Source organism: Deinococcus sp. NW-56 (assembly GCF_002953415.1).
GTDB lineage: Bacteria > Deinococcota > Deinococci > Deinococcales > Deinococcaceae > Deinococcus.
Genome location: NZ_CP026517.1, coordinates 123,326 through 137,795 on the forward strand (window position 1 = coordinate 123,326; position 14,470 = coordinate 137,795).

The following is a 14,470-nucleotide window of genomic DNA, read 5'->3' on the forward strand; positions in this document are numbered from 1 at the left end:
TGAGACGGAGGTGGTGTGCCCATGACCCGGCCTGCCTACCCGAACGATCTCACGGATGCTGAGTGGAACGTGCTTCTCCCGCTGCTCCCTCCAGAGGCCCCAGTCGGCCGACCCCGGAAGTGGTCATTGCGGGAGATCCTGGACGGCATTTTCTATCTGCTGCGCGGCGGCATTGCCTGGCGGGCAATGCCGCATGACTTTCCCCCCTGGCAGACCGTCTATCACTACCATCGAATCTGGAGGCTGCAAGGCGTGTGGGAGACCGTGCACACGAGCCTGCGGGAGTGGGTTCGACTCCGGGAAGGCCGTGCAGCGACCCCTAGCTGTACTTCGGGAATATTCAGGGAGGGGACACAGGGGCCAGCATCCGAGATGCTGGCCCCTGTGCTATGGCTCGTTCTCTGCCTCGCTGGACCCGACATTTCCCTACCTGGTTTGCGCCCTTTCTGGTGCATTTTCGCCACCGAGCCCAGCGGACCTGGGCGCCTCTGTACGTCCGTGGATTGTGCAGCACGGTCCACCGAAAAAGCATGCAGCCCTTGGCTGCCGTCGTGGCGCCCGGGAAAGAGGACCATCTCCAGCAGTTCATCACCGACAGCCCCTGGCTGACCGAACCCCTGGAAACCCTGCTCGCTCAGCGGGCTCAGCAGATGCTGGGTGGCAAAGACGCCGTGCTGATCATCGACGACACCTGCTTGACAAAGTTCGGCACCAAGTCTGTCGGCGTCGCCCGTCAGTATTCCGGGCAGGTCGGGAAGATCACCCCCTGTCAATGCCTCGTCTCCCTGACGTTGGCCCAGCACGACTTGCCGGTTCCGCTCGCCCTACGGCTCTTCTTGCCACAGGAGTGGACCAACGATCCCGCTCGGCTCAGGGCGGCTGGTGTTCCGTTGGAACACCAGCCGCCACAGACCAAGTGCGAACTGGCGCTGAAAGAGTTGGACCGGGTGCGTCCACACGTCACCTTCGGCATGGTTCTGGCGGATGCGGGGTACGGCGTGAACGCCCGGTTCCGGCAGGCACTCACCGAGCGAGGACTGCTGTGGTCGGTCGGCATCACCCGCACGCAGACGGTCTATCCCAGGGACGTTCGCTTGATCCCCATCCCTCGGATCTTCCGGGGCAGGAAACCGACGCACCCAACCCCATCCGAGGACCGACTGTCGGTAGAAGAAGTGCTGGCGGGTGCTGCATGGCAGCACCTGGTATGGCGACATGGAACCAAAGGCCCGCTCTCCGGACGCTTCGCGGCTGAATACGTTCGCCTGGCAGACGGGGAGGAGTACGCTCGCAGTCAACATCTGCCGGGTCAAGCCGCCTGGATCATCGGAGAACAGCGACGAGGTGAGGAGCGCAAATACTACGTCTGCAATCTGCCCCCTGACACGCCGTTGTCGCGGTTGGTGGAAGTCACCAAGCGCCGCTGGGCGTGTGAGCTGAGCCACCGGGAGCTGAAGGACGAAGTCGGGCTGGACCACTTCGAGGGCCGGTCCTGGCAAGGTCTGCATCACCACGCCGTGCTGTGTATGGTGGCCCTGACCTTCCTGCAATGGCTTCGCCTCACCCAGCCCGACGACCTCAGAGGCGACACCATTCCGGCCATTCGAGCGGAGGTGGCAGGGGACTTGCCCCTGCCACCTCCTTGCCGCCGATGTCACACCTGCACCGCCTTATTCAGCGGCCCCTGAATATCCCCGAAGTACAGCTAGAGGCTGCCAAGAACCCTAAGCAAAAAGTGGCGTGAGGTTGTGGCAGAGCAGAATGCAGGCGGCGAGGAAGTGGAACCCAACCAATGTGGAGGGAAGGCGTTCCAGATCTCGGCTCAGCCTCCGGAAGCGTGCCAGCCACGCAAACGAACGTTCAACCACCCAGCGTTTCGGAAGCAGGATGAACCCCTTGGTCGCTTCTGGACGCTTCACGACGACCAGCTCGACGCCCGCATCCGTCGCGTCTAACGCGGTCTGGACTCCCGTATACCCTTGATCCACGAAGGCGACTTCCACCTGTGCTCCGGTGGCTTCCTGCACCTCTAGGCACAGGTCTTTGACCTGTGCCCTGTCCTGTTCGTTGGCTGGGGAAGTGAGGATAGCCAGCACGTGTCCCAGGGTGTCCACGGCGAGGTGAACCTTGGTGCCCTTGCGCTTCTTGGCCCCGTCATAGCCCGCACGGTGACCGCTTTCAGGTGTGCTTTGGAGGGTTCGGCTGTCCATGACCACCGCGGACGGCTCGGGATCTCGACCTTGCTCCACCCGGGCCAGGATTCGCAGGTCGTGGGCGGCATTCTCGAAGCAGCCTGCCACGAACCAACGGTGCGCCTGTTGGCGCACCGTCTCCGCAGGAGGAAAGTCGTTTGGAAGATAGCTCCACTGCGCCCCCGTGCGGGCCATCCACAGCAAGGCGTTCAGGACATCCCGGATGGGGTACTTCCGTTGACCTGCATCCGCACGGCTGAGCAGCAGGTACGGGAGCAGGAACAAGTAGGTGTCATCGTCAACGTCGCTGGGGTAGCCTCGCCGCGTCACCCACCCATTCTGCTGTTCTCAGAGCCACGCCCCTCGAGTTCGTCCCTGTTCTTGGCAGCCTCTAGCTGTACTTCGGGGATATTCAGGGGCCGCTGAATAAGGCGGTGCAGGTGTGACATCGGCGGCAAGGAGGTGGCAGGGGCAAGTCCCCTGCCACCTCCGCTCGAATGGCCGGAATGGTGTCGCCTCTGAGGTCGTCGGGCTGGGTGAGGCGAAGCCATTGCAGGAAGGTCAGGGCCACCATACACAGCACGGCGTGGTGATGCAGACCTTGCCAGGACCGGCCCTCGAAGTGGTCCAGCCCGACTTCGTCCTTCAGCTCCCGGTGGCTCAGCTCACACGCCCAGCGGCGCTTGGTGACTTCCACCAACCGCGACAACGGCGTGTCAGGGGGCAGATTGCAGACGTAGTATTTGCGCTCCTCACCTCGTCGCTGTTCTCCGATGATCCAGGCGGCTTGACCCGGCAGATGTTGACTGCGAGCGTATTCCTCCCCGTCTGCCAGGCGAACGTATTCAGCCGCGAAGCGTCCGGAGAGCGGGCCTTTGGTTCCATGTCGCCATACCAGGTGCTGCCATGCAGCACCCGCCAGCACTTCTTCTACCGACAGTCGGTCCTCGGATGGGGTTGGGTGCGTCGGTTTCCTGCCCCGGAAGATCCGAGGGATGGGGATCAAGCGAACGTCCCTGGGATAGACCGTCTGCGTGCGGGTGATGCCGACCGACCACAGCAGTCCTCGCTCGGTGAGTGCCTGCCGGAACCGGGCGTTCACGCCGTACCCCGCATCCGCCAGAACCATGCCGAAGGTGACGTGTGGACGCACCCGGTCCAACTCTTTCAGCGCCAGTTCGCACTTGGTCTGTGGCGGCTGGTGTTCCAACGGAACACCAGCCGCCCTGAGCCGAGCGGGATCGTTGGTCCACTCCTGTGGCAAGAAGAGCCGTAGGGCGAGCGGAACCGGCAAGTCGTGCTGGGCCAACGTCAGGGAGACGAGGCATTGACAGGGGGTGATCTTCCCGACCTGCCCGGAATACTGACGGGCGACGCCGACAGACTTGGTGCCGAACTTTGTCAAGCAGGTGTCGTCGATGATCAGCACGGCGTCTTTGCCACCCAGCATCTGCTGAGCCCGCTGAGCGAGCAGGGTTTCCAGGGGTTCGGTCAGCCAGGGGCTGTCGGTGATGAACTGCTGGAGATGGTCCTCTTTCCCGGGCGCCACGACGGCAGCCAAGGGCTGCATGCTTTTTCGGTGGACCGTGCTGCACAATCCACGGACGTACAGAGGCGCCCAGGTCCGCTGGGCTCGGTGGCGAAAATGCACCAGAAAGGGCGCAAACCAGGTAGGGAAATGTCGGGTCCAGCGAGGCAGAGAACGAGCCATAGCACAGGGGCCAGCATCTCGGATGCTGGCCCCTGTGTCCCCTCCCTGAATATTCCCGAAGTACAGCTAGAGGCTGCCAAGAACCCTAAGCAAAAAGTGGCGTGAGGTTGTGGCAGAGCAGAATGCAGGCGGCGAGGAAGTGGAACCCAACCAATGTGGAGGGAAGGCGTTCCAGATCTCGGCTCAGCCTCCGGAAGCGTGCCAGCCACGCAAACGAACGTTCAACCACCCAGCGTTTCGGAAGCAGGATGAACCCCTTGGTCGCTTCTGGACGCTTCACGACGACCAGCTCGACGCCCGCATCCGTCGCGTCTAACGCGGTCTGGACTCCCGTATACCCTTGATCCACGAAGGCGACTTCCACCTGTGCTCCGGTGGCTTCCTGCACCTCTAGGCACAGGTCTTTGACCTGTGCCCTGTCCTGTTCGTTGGCTGGGGAAGTGAGGATAGCCAGCACGTGTCCCAGGGTGTCCACGGCGAGGTGAACCTTGGTGCCCTTGCGCTTCTTGGCCCCGTCATAGCCCGCACGGTGACCGCTTTCAGGTGTGCTTTGGAGGGTTCGGCTGTCCATGACCACCGCGGACGGCTCGGGATCTCGACCTTGCTCCACCCGGGCCAGGATTCGCAGGTCGTGGGCGGCATTCTCGAAGCAGCCTGCCACGAACCAACGGTGCGCCTGTTGGCGCACCGTCTCCGCAGGAGGAAAGTCGTTTGGAAGATAGCTCCACTGCGCCCCCGTGCGGGCCATCCACAGCAAGGCGTTCAGGACATCCCGGATGGGGTACTTCCGTTGACCTGCATCCGCACGGCTGAGCAGCAGGTACGGGAGCAGGAACAAGTAGGTGTCGTCGTCAACGTCGCTGGGGTAGCCTCGCCGCGTCACCCACCCATTCTGCTGTTCTCAGAGCCACGCCCCTCGAGTTCGTCCCTGTTCTTGGCAGCCTCTAGCTGTACTTCGGGGATATTCAGGGGCCGCTGAATAAGGCGGTGCAGGTGTGACATCGGCGGCAAGGAGGTGGCAGGGGCAAGTCCCCTGCCACCTCCGCTCGAATGGCCGGAATGGTGTCGCCTCTGAGGTCGTCGGGCTGGGTGAGGCGAAGCCATTGCAGGAAGGTCAGGGCCACCATACACAGCACGGCGTGGTGATGCAGACCTTGCCAGGACCGGCCCTCGAAGTGGTCCAGCCCGACTTCGTCCTTCAGCTCCCGGTGGCTCAGCTCACACGCCCAGCGGCGCTTGGTGACTTCCACCAACCGCGACAACGGCGTGTCAGGGGGCAGATTGCAGACGTAGTATTTGCGCTCCTCACCTCGTCGCTGTTCTCCGATGATCCAGGCGGCTTGACCCGGCAGATGTTGACTGCGAGCGTATTCCTCCCCGTCTGCCAGGCGAACGTATTCAGCCGCGAAGCGTCCGGAGAGCGGGCCTTTGGTTCCATGTCGCCATACCAGGTGCTGCCATGCAGCACCCGCCAGCACTTCTTCTACCGACAGTCGGTCCTCGGATGGGGTTGGGTGCGTCGGTTTCCTGCCCCGGAAGATCCGAGGGATGGGGATCAAGCGAACGTCCCTGGGATAGACCGTCTGCGTGCGGGTGATGCCGACCGACCACAGCAGTCCTCGCTCGGTGAGTGCCTGCCGGAACCGGGCGTTCACGCCGTACCCCGCATCCGCCAGAACCATGCCGAAGGTGACGTGTGGACGCACCCGGTCCAACTCTTTCAGCGCCAGTTCGCACTTGGTCTGTGGCGGCTGGTGTTCCAACGGAACACCAGCCGCCCTGAGCCGAGCGGGATCGTTGGTCCACTCCTGTGGCAAGAAGAGCCGTAGGGCGAGCGGAACCGGCAAGTCGTGCTGGGCCAACGTCAGGGAGACGAGGCATTGACAGGGGGTGATCTTCCCGACCTGCCCGGAATACTGACGGGCGACGCCGACAGACTTGGTGCCGAACTTTGTCAAGCAGGTGTCGTCGATGATCAGCACGGCGTCTTTGCCACCCAGCATCTGCTGAGCCCGCTGAGCGAGCAGGGTTTCCAGGGGTTCGGTCAGCCAGGGGCTGTCGGTGATGAACTGCTGGAGATGGTCCTCTTTCCCGGGCGCCACGACGGCAGCCAAGGGCTGCATGCTTTTTCGGTGGACCGTGCTGCACAATCCACGGACGTACAGAGGCGCCCAGGTCCGCTGGGCTCGGTGGCGAAAATGCACCAGAAAGGGCGCAAACCAGGTAGGGAAATGTCGGGTCCAGCGAGGCAGAGAACGAGCCATAGCACAGGGGCCAGCATCTCGGATGCTGGCCCCTGTGTCCCCTCCCTGAATATTCCCGAAGTACAGCTAGTGCCGCGATCATCGACAGTCAATCCGTCAAGACCACCGAAGCCGGCGGACCCCGCGGCTACGACGGCGGCAAGAAAGTCAGTGGCCGCAAGCGTCACCTACTCGTCGACACCCTGGGGCTGGTCATGGCGATCAAGGTGCACGAGGCGGACATCCAGGACCGCGCGGGCGCGGTCCTCCTCCTGCGCGATCTGCCGAACGTGTTTCCGCGCATGGGGTACCTCTGGGCGGACGCGGGCTACACCGGAAAGCTCGCTGGGGACATCAAAACGCACCTCGGTTGGACGCTGGAGATCGTCAAGCATCCCTGGTCCGGTTGGCAGGGCACCTGGGCACCAAAAGACGCACCTCCACGCGTGGTGGAGGTGCCCAAAGGGTTTGTGGTGCTGAAGCGCCGCTGGGTGGTGGAGCGAACGTTCGCGTGGTTGGGCAAGTCCAGGAGGATGGCCAAGGACTACGAAGCGCTGGTCGAGACCGCAGAGAACATGGTCTATGAAGTCATGATTCGGCTGATGGTGCGTCGCCTGGCAAAAGGCCCACCGTGACGGTTTTCAGACGCACTTTAGTCCAGCCGCGTGCGTTCGCGCTCGGCGGGACAGGCCAGCGTGTCCGGGGCCAGGCCGTAGACCTCCGGTTCCTCGTCCAGAAAGTCGCGCAGGACCCGGGCACAGACGCCCTCCAGCAAGTCCGGGAGGGCGGTGGGTGTACGCTCGACCCACCCGTCGGAGCTGCCCAGGACCACCCATTGGCCGTCCGGGGAGAAGTCGGCGCGCATCAGGCGGGCGCTGCCGTGAGCGGCGAAGACCCGGCGCTCCTGTCCGGTCGCCGCGTCCCACAGGAAGGCCTGACCGTCCAGGCCCGCGGCGAGGAGCCGCCGCCCGTCCGGCGAGAAGCGGACGCTCTGCATACGCGGCCGCCCCCGCAGCGGCCCCAGGGCCAGCAGAAGTTGGCCGCTGGCCGTGTCGTAGACCCGCACGTTGCCGCCCCGCGTGCCCACCGCCACCCGCGTCTCGTCGGGGGACAGGGCCACGTCGCTCGGCATCAGGTGTTGCCCCTCGGTCTCCTCGTGAGGGTCCAGCGCCCGCAGGTGCCGTCCGGTACGGGCGTCCCAGAGGTGCGCGCCCGCCGGGGAGTCGGAGGCCGTGGCGAGGAACCGCTGGCCCAGCGCCACGCCGGTCACGCTGGACAGGCTCTGCCCGCCCGCGACCGGTTCGCGCAGGGTCAGCACCCGCCGCCCGCTCGGCAGGTTCAGCACCGCCACGCCCTGTCCCCCTGCGGCGAGGAAGCGCCCGTCCGGACCCAGGGCCAGGGCGCTGCCCGGCACCTTCAGGACCCGCAGGCGGCCACCCGCCGCGTCCCACTCGGTCAACCGGGTGTCCAGCACGGAATAGGCGCGGCGGCCGTCCGGGGACAGGAGCACCTGGGTGGCGGGCGCGTCGGGGCGGCTCCACCGCACCCGGCCGCTGGCGAGGTCCCAGGCCCGCAGGCCGCGCGTCACGTTGCCTGCCCAGAGGGTCCGCCCGTCCGGGGACACGGCCAGGCCGCGCACGAAGTCCCCCCCGAAGGAGAAGGCCCCGGGCGTGAGGGGACCCTCCACCGGCCACACCCGGGCATTGCCGTCAAACCCCGCCGTCGTGACCGCGCGGCCCAGGAACCCCGCGTTCTCGGCCCCCAGCCCCGTGGTGGGAAGCTGCCACACCTCGCGCACCCCCGCGCGCTCCCCAACCGACCAGAGCCGGACGGTCTGGTCCTTGCCCCCGGTCAGGAGGGTGCGGCCCCCGGGCGCGTAGGCCACGTTGGACACCGGCTCGCGGTGGGCGCGCAGCACCTGCCCCGCCTGACCGGTGACGGTGTTCCACAGCCGCACGGTCGTGTCGAGGCTGCCGCTCGCGAGGGTGCGGCCGTCGGGGGCGAAGGCCAGGCTGAGCGCGGGCCGCTCGTGGCCCCGCAACACGTGCTGCGTCCTGCCCCCCGGCAGCGCCAGCAGGTGAACGTCGTTGCCCGAGGGGGCGGCGAGCTGTCGCCCATCCGGGGAGAGGGCCGCCCCCCAGCCGTCGATGCCACCGGGCAGCGTGCGGACCGTCCGGCCGGTGTCGAGGTCCACGAGGTGCGGGGCCTGGTCCCCCACGAAGCCCAGCAGGCCCACCCCCTCCGACGACAGGTGCAGCCGGGCGGCACCCGCGACCCCCCGCCGCCACCGTTCCTTCCAGGTCCGCGTGTCCCACAGGTGCAGGGTGGTGCGGGTGTACCCGGCGCCGAACACCGAGAAGGCCAGCAGCCCTCCGTCGGGGGAAAAGCGGACGGGGCCGGGGTCGTGGCCCGGAGCGCGCAGCAGCACGCGCGGCCCACCCGCCGCTCCGACCCGCCACACCCGCACCGCGAGGTCACCGCCGTTGCCCAGCAGGCCGCTCACCGCGACGAAGCGGCCGTCCGGCGAGGCCGCCAGGCTCTCGGGAAAGCCCCCCGCCTGAAACAGCTTGCGGCCGTAGTCGAGGTGCGAGGCGCGTTGCAGGGCCAGATCGGCCTGTCGGGTGGGCGAGCGCCGGACCGCCTGCACCGCCAGCAGCGCGGCCAACTCCGGGTCGCCGGGCCGGGCCAGCAGCGCCGTGGACTCGGCCGCGAGGCGCTGGCTCTCGCTGCGGTCGAGGTTCACCCGCGCCAGGTCCCGCTCGCGCCGCGCTTCCTGACGGCTCGACAGCGCCCAGGCACTCAGCCCGGCCGCCGCCACGGTCGAGACGAGCAGCACCGCCGACAGCACCGTCAGGACACGGCGAGCACGGCCCTCCAGCTGCCGCTCGCGGGCCTGCCGGGCCGCGTCGGCGTCCGCCTCGCGGCGGCGCTGCTCGGCGCTCGCGGCGAGGTACTCGCCCTCGCCCGGCGTGCGCCGCAGCCCCGCCTGCGCGGCCCAGGCTTCCGTGTCGGTCAGGAGGGCGCCGCGCAGCAGCCCACCGGGGTCGCGGCCCGAGGCGTGCCACTCGCGCACCCGGCGGGCGAGCAGGCGCTGGCGGCGCAGGTCGTCCCGCGCCCCGTCCAGCCACGCGCGCAGGGTGGGCCACCCGCTGAGCAGGGCCTCGTGGGCGACTTCCAGGGTGGGTTTGCGGGTCAGCGGATCGTGGTCGGCGGTGAGCAGGCGGTGGGCGGTGTACAGGTCGAGGATGTCCGGCACCCGCTCCTCGTCCAGGGCGCGCAACTCGGTCAGGGGGCGCGGCGGCGGGTCTCCCCTTCCCCGCCCTCTCCCGGGGTCACCAGCCGCAGAAAGACCTCGCGGACGAGCGGGCGGTCCCTGGGGCCGAGGTCGTCCAGCAGCGCTTCCGCCCGCCGCGCCAGCGCCCCGTGCAGGCCGCCCATCTCCTCGTAGGCCCGCAGGGTGAGGGTCCGGCCCTCGCGGTGCCCGAACAGCTCGGTCAGGGCGTACTGCAAGAGGGGGAGCGACCCCGGCTGCCCCGCCGCGTCCCGCACCAGCGCCACGGTCAGGGCCGGTTCCGGCTCCAGCCCTGCCCGGCGGGCGGGGGCCGTGACCGCTTCGGCCAGTTCCCCGGTGCCCAGCGGCGTCAGGGCCAGGGTGTGCCCGTGCAGCAGCGGCGCGGCCACAGGGTGCAGCAGGGGGCGGTCGTAGAAGTCGGCCCGCAGGGTGACGGCCACCCGCACTCGGCTGCCTTCCGCGTTCACCGCCTGCGCGATGCCCGAGAGCAGGGCGTCGCGCTCCGCGGGGTCCTCGGCCTGGGTAAAGACCTCCTCGAACTGGTCGATCAGCACGAGCAGTTCGGTGTCCTCCCCGGCGGGCAGGAGGGCGGCGGCCAGCCCCGTCAGGTCCCCGGCCCGCACCAGCTCCGGGGGCAGGGGGCGCAGGGCCACCGCCGAGAGGGCCTCGCCCAGCGCGGCCAGCGGTCGGCGGCCGGGAACGAAGCTCGCCACGAACCAGCGTTCCGACCCCGGCAGCGCGCCTCCCCGCAGGGCGGGCAGCAGTCCCGCACGTACCACCGAGGATTTGCCGCTGCCACTGGGGCCGACGAGAACCAGAAACCGTGCGCCCGCGAGGTGCTCCAGCAGCGCCCGCGTCACCCGCTCTCGCCCGAAGAAGTCGGGGGCGTCCGCCTCCTGAAAGGCGCGCAGGCCCTTGTAGGGGTTGAGGGGGGTGCCCCGGTCACCGGGCGGGGCAGTGGGGGGCGAGGCGGGGGGAGCTGGCATTTCCCGCGCCTCGCTTCCGCCGGTGAACAGGCCGAGTTCCTTGGCCCGGGCGATGGCGGCCGCGCGGCTGTGCACGTCGAGCTTGGCGTAGACCTGTTTCACGTACCAGCGGGTGGTTTCCAGGCTCAGGGGGAGGTGCTCGATGATCTGCCGGTTGCTCAACCCCGCGACCATCAGCCGCAGCACGTCGCGCTCGCGCTCGGTGAGGGGGTCGGGCAGCGGTTGCCGGGTCTGGGCGGGGCGCGGCTCGGCGGCTGCCTCGAAGGCCGCCACGAAGCGGGCCACGTCCGCGTACCGGTGGCTCGGCTCGGGGGCCGTCGCGGTGGCCAGCACGGCGAGCACGTCCCCCGGCACCCCGGCACTTCCCAGGGCGGCCCGCAACACCTGCCCCAGGCTGTAGAGGTCCCCCAGCGGCCCGGCGGGTTCGCCCCGCCCCTGCTCGGGGGGCAGAAAGGGGGACTCCGGCGGTCCGGAGGCGGCCTCCTCCCCGGTCAGCCGCGCGATCCCGAAGTCGGCGAGGTAGGCGTTGCCGTCCTCGTCGAGCAGGATGTTGTCGGGCTTCACGTCCCGGTGCACCACCCCCTGCCGGTGCGCGGCGCTGAGGGCCGAGCCGACCTGGCGGGCCAGGCGCACGGCCTCCGGCAGCGCCAGGGGTCCCCCGTCCAGCCGACGCGCCAGCGTGCGGGGCAACCAGCGCATGACCAGGTACGCGCCGCCGGGATCACGCCAGGAGTCGTACAGCGGCACGACGTGGGGATGCTCCAGCCGCGCGATCAGCTGCGCCTCGACCTCGAACCGGCGCACGAACTCGGGCCGGGCGGCCAGGTCCGGCCGGATCACCTTGACCGCGACCTCGCGGCCCACCCCGGCCTGGTAGGCCCGGTAGACCTCGCCGTAAGCGCCGGTCCCGGCACAGTCGAGCAGTTCGTACTGACGAAGCACACGGCCCGTGGTCACGAGCGACCTCCCAGGTGGGCGAAGGGTGATGCGGCCAGTGTACCCACTTCGCAGCGGTCAGGGCGGGGCTGGGAGGCCGCCCACCTCCCACCTTTCCGGGGCTGGGAGGTGCGGTTCCACGCGGGGGTCCGCCTACCCTTCCGGCATCCCAGAGGAGGGGAATCCTATGGACATTCCGCGCACCCTTTGCCGCCTGCCCCTGTCCTTCGTCTTGGCCCTGCTGTTCGGTGCCCCCTGGGTGGTCGCCAGCCACGCCCAGCTTCCGGCGGCCCTGAGCCGCGACACGGTGGCCCTGAACGACGCCCGGCATTTCCCGGAGGGCTGGCAGGCCCAGGCATCTGTCCGGTCGGGGGACCCGGTGGCCCTGAACGACGGGCGACACTTCCCCGCGCAGACGCGACCGAACCAGGCCACCTTGCAGCCGTGAAGCGCGGCCGACCTCCAGCCTGTGGAGCGGGCGGTGATGCTGACCCGCTCCTGCACCGCGCCTCCCAGCCCTTTACCCCCAGCACAGGAGACCTCCCATGCCCCACCTGCTCCGGTTCCTCACCCTGACGCTGGCCCTCACCGCCTGCGCGCCCCTGCTGTCGGTCGGTCCGCTGGAGGTGCCTTCACGCACCGCGGCCGTCTTCGCCGGTCCGGGAAGTCGGCCCGGCCCTCAGGTCACCCTGACCGAGTACGAACTGCCCACGCCGGGCGCCCTGCCGGGGGGCCTGGTGGTCGGCGGGGACGGCGCGATCTGGTTTCACGAGTCGGGGGCAAACAAGATCGGGCGGCTGACCCCGGACGGCCGGGTGACCGAGTACGCCATCCCCACCCCCGAGAGCACCGAACCTCGGCAGGGTTTCGTGGGCGTGGCCCCGGACGGGGCCGTGTGGTTCACCGAGTCGGCGGCGGACCGGCTGGGCCGCATCGGGATGGACGGCCGGGTCAGCGAGTCCCGCATTCCGACGTACAACAGCAGTCCCCTGGGCGTCGCGGCGGGACCGGACGGGGCGATGTGGTTCGCGCAGTGGTCCAGCGGCAAGGTCGGCCGGGTCGCCCCGAACGGGGAGGTCAGCGAGATCGCGCTGCCCGAGACCCTGGGCCGCGTCCTGGGACCCGCCCCCGCGCCGGACGGCGCCCTGTGGTTCCGGGTCCGTGACTTCAAGGCGGGCACCTGGAACCTGATGCGGATGACGGTGGACGGCAAGTACACCCTCCTCCCGCTCGGGCTGGGGCCGGAGGACAAGCCCGTCGTGCCCCTGCGCATGACGGCCGGGCCAGACGGCGCGATGTGGTTCGCGGGGTCGAACGCCTCGGTGATCGGGCGGGTCGGCCCGGACGGCCAGGTCACGACCTTCCCGGTTCCCGGCATGAACCCGGTGAGCGTGGCCGCTGGCCCCGACGGTGCCCTCTGGTTCACGGGCTACAACACCCACGAGATCGGGCGGCTCACCCTGGACGGACAGCTCACCCGATACCCGGTCCTGACGGAAAAAGGGCGGCCCTACCACATCGTTCGCGGCCCGGACGGCGCCCTGTGGTTCACCCTGATGGACGCGGGCAAGATCGGGCGGCTGACCGTGAGGTGACCCCCGCCCAGGCCAGGGGGAGGGGTCTGCGCCGGGTGGCCTAGGTTCCACCCCGCCACCCGGCGCAGGCGTCCCGCCCCCAAGAGGGTCACACTGCCCCCACGACGGCGTTTCCCCGTCCGCCCTCCTTCTTCCGGCCCGGGTGCCGGACAGCCCCGCAGGAGTGACCATGGACATGAAAGGCACGAGTTGGGCCGCGCAGCAGCACCACGAGCGCGCCGTCGCCCACCACCAGCAGCTGATCCGCGAGGCCGAGGTCGCGCGGTTGCTGGCCTCACGCCGCGAACAGGAGACGCCGCCGGCCCCGTTCTGGCGTCCGGCCTTCCGGCGGGTCTGGGCCTGGCTGCAGCTGCATGGGCGGGTCGCCCGCTGACTACGGGTTGGAGGCGGGGGCTGTGGACCGGCCATAGACGTGGTCAGCGCGGCCCTGTTCCGGGTCCGTGACGGTGGAGCGCCGCCGCAGCTCCGCCTCCGCGAACAGCTGCACCTGTCGGTGCTGCTCGGCCTGGGCCAGGAACGCCACGCGCGGAAAGGCCCAGGCGCGGTCCGGCACGCCTGGCCTCACCCAGCAGTGGACCACGGCCTCCCCGCCAAGCATGCCCGGCCAGGCCAGGGCATCCGCCGCCCCGTCGTGACGGCCCGGCCGGGGGCGCAGCCAGGGCCGGAGCGGGTTGATGGAGACGCAGCCGAGTCAGCGGGTTTTCTGCGGATTCATCACGGTGAAGGGGAAGGGGGCGCGCTCCTGATGCTCCCGCTCGTGCCGCTCGAGATCGGCGAGGTTGTCGGCCAGGGAAAAGCCCTCGGCAGGCCAGCGGCCCCCGCTGGAGACGAGCAGGTCCTCCCGGCTGGCGATGACCGCGTCGTGATCCAGCTGAACAGCTGTGGCGCGCAGTGGGCGCAGGCAGAACTCGCCCGCGTGCAGGCCGGGCGGGACGGAAGCAGGGGCGGGATACCAGGGCAGGGTGACCTCCTTGGGCCGCCGGACAGAGGGCAAAACCTGCTGACCTGGCCCGGTACGCGCCGCGTCGAGGCCCCAGTCAGGCTCCCCGCCACAGAGTGGAGCAGCAGAGGCAAGACGGGCCTACTCAAGGTACAGCGGTGCCGAGCGTTGAAATTCCTCCGGGGCCTGCCCGAGGTGGACCAGCGAGAGTGGCTTTCCACGCCTCACCTGCCCGGTAGTGGGGATTGGCGGTGAGGCCGACCGGGTGACCCTGGTGTACCTCCAGCGGGAGATGCCAGTCCTCCTTCCGGACAGCACCTTGAAGCTGAACCCGGAATTCGGGCAGGACAACCACGCTGAGGACCTCGCGCAGACGGGGTCAGATCCAGGCAATGGCCTCTTCATCAGCGTGGAGGGCGCTTCTGGATCGGCACCTTGAAGGGAGCCTGACCAGCATCGCAGACGTCCATACCCTCTGCTGGGTCCAGGGGAAAGGCGACACACTTCATCTGGGTCAGCCTCGGACTGTGCCGGATTCCCTACCATGCCCCCGGCCTGCCCGCCCCTATGGTGTG

Annotated in this window: 12 protein-coding genes and 2 pseudogenes; 6 read left to right on the top strand and 8 right to left on the bottom strand. The window is 68.9% G+C overall.

The annotated features are described in order from the left end of the window. Positions 1–21 precede the first annotated feature (21 nt). Together C3K08_RS14430 and C3K08_RS14435 are read left to right on the top strand one after the other, a co-directional pair. A pseudogene (locus C3K08_RS14430) lies at positions 22–258 on the top strand (transposase); the annotation flags it as partial. 131 nt (positions 259–389) lie between these two features. After that, a complete protein-coding gene (locus tag C3K08_RS14435; RefSeq protein ID WP_104989851.1) occupies positions 390–1,688 on the top strand; it encodes an IS701 family transposase in 1,299 nt (432 codons plus the stop codon). A 36-nt stretch (positions 1,689–1,724) separates the two neighbouring features. Here C3K08_RS14435 and C3K08_RS14440 read toward each other — a convergent pair whose 3' ends face one another. The 4 genes from C3K08_RS14440 to C3K08_RS14455 all read right to left on the bottom strand — a co-directional run bounded on the left by C3K08_RS14440 (position 1,725) and on the right by C3K08_RS14455 (position 6,167). Further along, complete coding sequence (locus C3K08_RS14440; RefSeq protein ID WP_104989958.1) at positions 1,725–2,522, bottom strand: IS5 family transposase; 798 nt, start codon at positions 2,520–2,522, stop codon at positions 1,725–1,727. Between the two features lie 82 nt (positions 2,523–2,604). Then, positions 2,605–3,903: an IS701 family transposase gene (locus C3K08_RS14445; protein WP_104989851.1), complete on the bottom strand. Its 1,299-nt coding sequence runs from the start codon at positions 3,901–3,903 to the stop codon at positions 2,605–2,607. Between the two features lie 85 nt (positions 3,904–3,988). Continuing rightward, positions 3,989–4,786 carry an IS5 family transposase gene (locus C3K08_RS14450; RefSeq protein WP_104989958.1) on the bottom strand — a complete coding sequence of 266 codons (798 nt, stop codon included), beginning with the start codon at positions 4,784–4,786 and terminating at the stop codon, positions 3,989–3,991. A gap of 82 nt (positions 4,787–4,868) precedes the next feature. Beyond that, complete coding sequence (locus C3K08_RS14455) at positions 4,869–6,167, bottom strand: IS701 family transposase (RefSeq protein ID WP_104989851.1); 1,299 nt, start codon at positions 6,165–6,167, stop codon at positions 4,869–4,871. A 32-nt stretch (positions 6,168–6,199) separates the two neighbouring features. On the opposite strand from C3K08_RS14455, the gene C3K08_RS14460 reads away from it, so the two are divergent. Then, positions 6,200–6,781, top strand: coding sequence for an IS5 family transposase (locus C3K08_RS14460; protein WP_255411737.1), 582 nt, complete (start codon positions 6,200–6,202; stop codon positions 6,779–6,781). Between the two features lie 17 nt (positions 6,782–6,798). On the opposite strand, the gene C3K08_RS18925 is transcribed toward C3K08_RS14460, so the two are convergent. Together C3K08_RS18925 and C3K08_RS18930 are read right to left on the bottom strand one after the other, a co-directional pair. Beyond that, complete coding sequence (locus C3K08_RS18925; protein WP_369848619.1) at positions 6,799–7,278, bottom strand: WD40 repeat domain-containing protein; 480 nt, start codon at positions 7,276–7,278, stop codon at positions 6,799–6,801. A 455-nt stretch (positions 7,279–7,733) separates the two neighbouring features. Further along, positions 7,734–11,381: pseudogene (locus tag C3K08_RS18930) on the bottom strand (hypothetical protein); the annotation flags it as partial. A 166-nt stretch (positions 11,382–11,547) separates the two neighbouring features. Here C3K08_RS18930 and C3K08_RS14475 point away from each other — a divergent pair. The 3 genes from C3K08_RS14475 to C3K08_RS14485 all read left to right on the top strand — a co-directional run bounded on the left by C3K08_RS14475 (position 11,548) and on the right by C3K08_RS14485 (position 13,328). Next, a complete protein-coding gene (locus C3K08_RS14475) occupies positions 11,548–11,808 on the top strand; it encodes a hypothetical protein (protein WP_104992179.1) in 261 nt (86 codons plus the stop codon). A 97-nt stretch (positions 11,809–11,905) separates the two neighbouring features. Beyond that, positions 11,906–12,955: a Virginiamycin B lyase gene (locus C3K08_RS14480; RefSeq protein ID WP_104992180.1), complete on the top strand. Its 1,050-nt coding sequence runs from the start codon at positions 11,906–11,908 to the stop codon at positions 12,953–12,955. Between the two features lie 175 nt (positions 12,956–13,130). Beyond that, positions 13,131–13,328 (top strand): hypothetical protein, encoded by a 198-nt coding sequence (locus C3K08_RS14485; protein WP_104992181.1) that lies wholly within the window; start codon positions 13,131–13,133, stop codon positions 13,326–13,328. Here the strand turns inward: C3K08_RS14485 and C3K08_RS14490 are convergent, their stop codons facing one another. Further along, positions 13,329–13,508, bottom strand: coding sequence for a hypothetical protein (locus tag C3K08_RS14490; protein ID WP_158679957.1), 180 nt, complete (start codon positions 13,506–13,508; stop codon positions 13,329–13,331). Between the two features lie 138 nt (positions 13,509–13,646). Then, positions 13,647–13,949: a hypothetical protein gene (locus C3K08_RS14495; RefSeq protein ID WP_104992183.1), complete on the bottom strand. Its 303-nt coding sequence runs from the start codon at positions 13,947–13,949 to the stop codon at positions 13,647–13,649. Positions 13,950–14,470 lie beyond the last annotated feature (521 nt).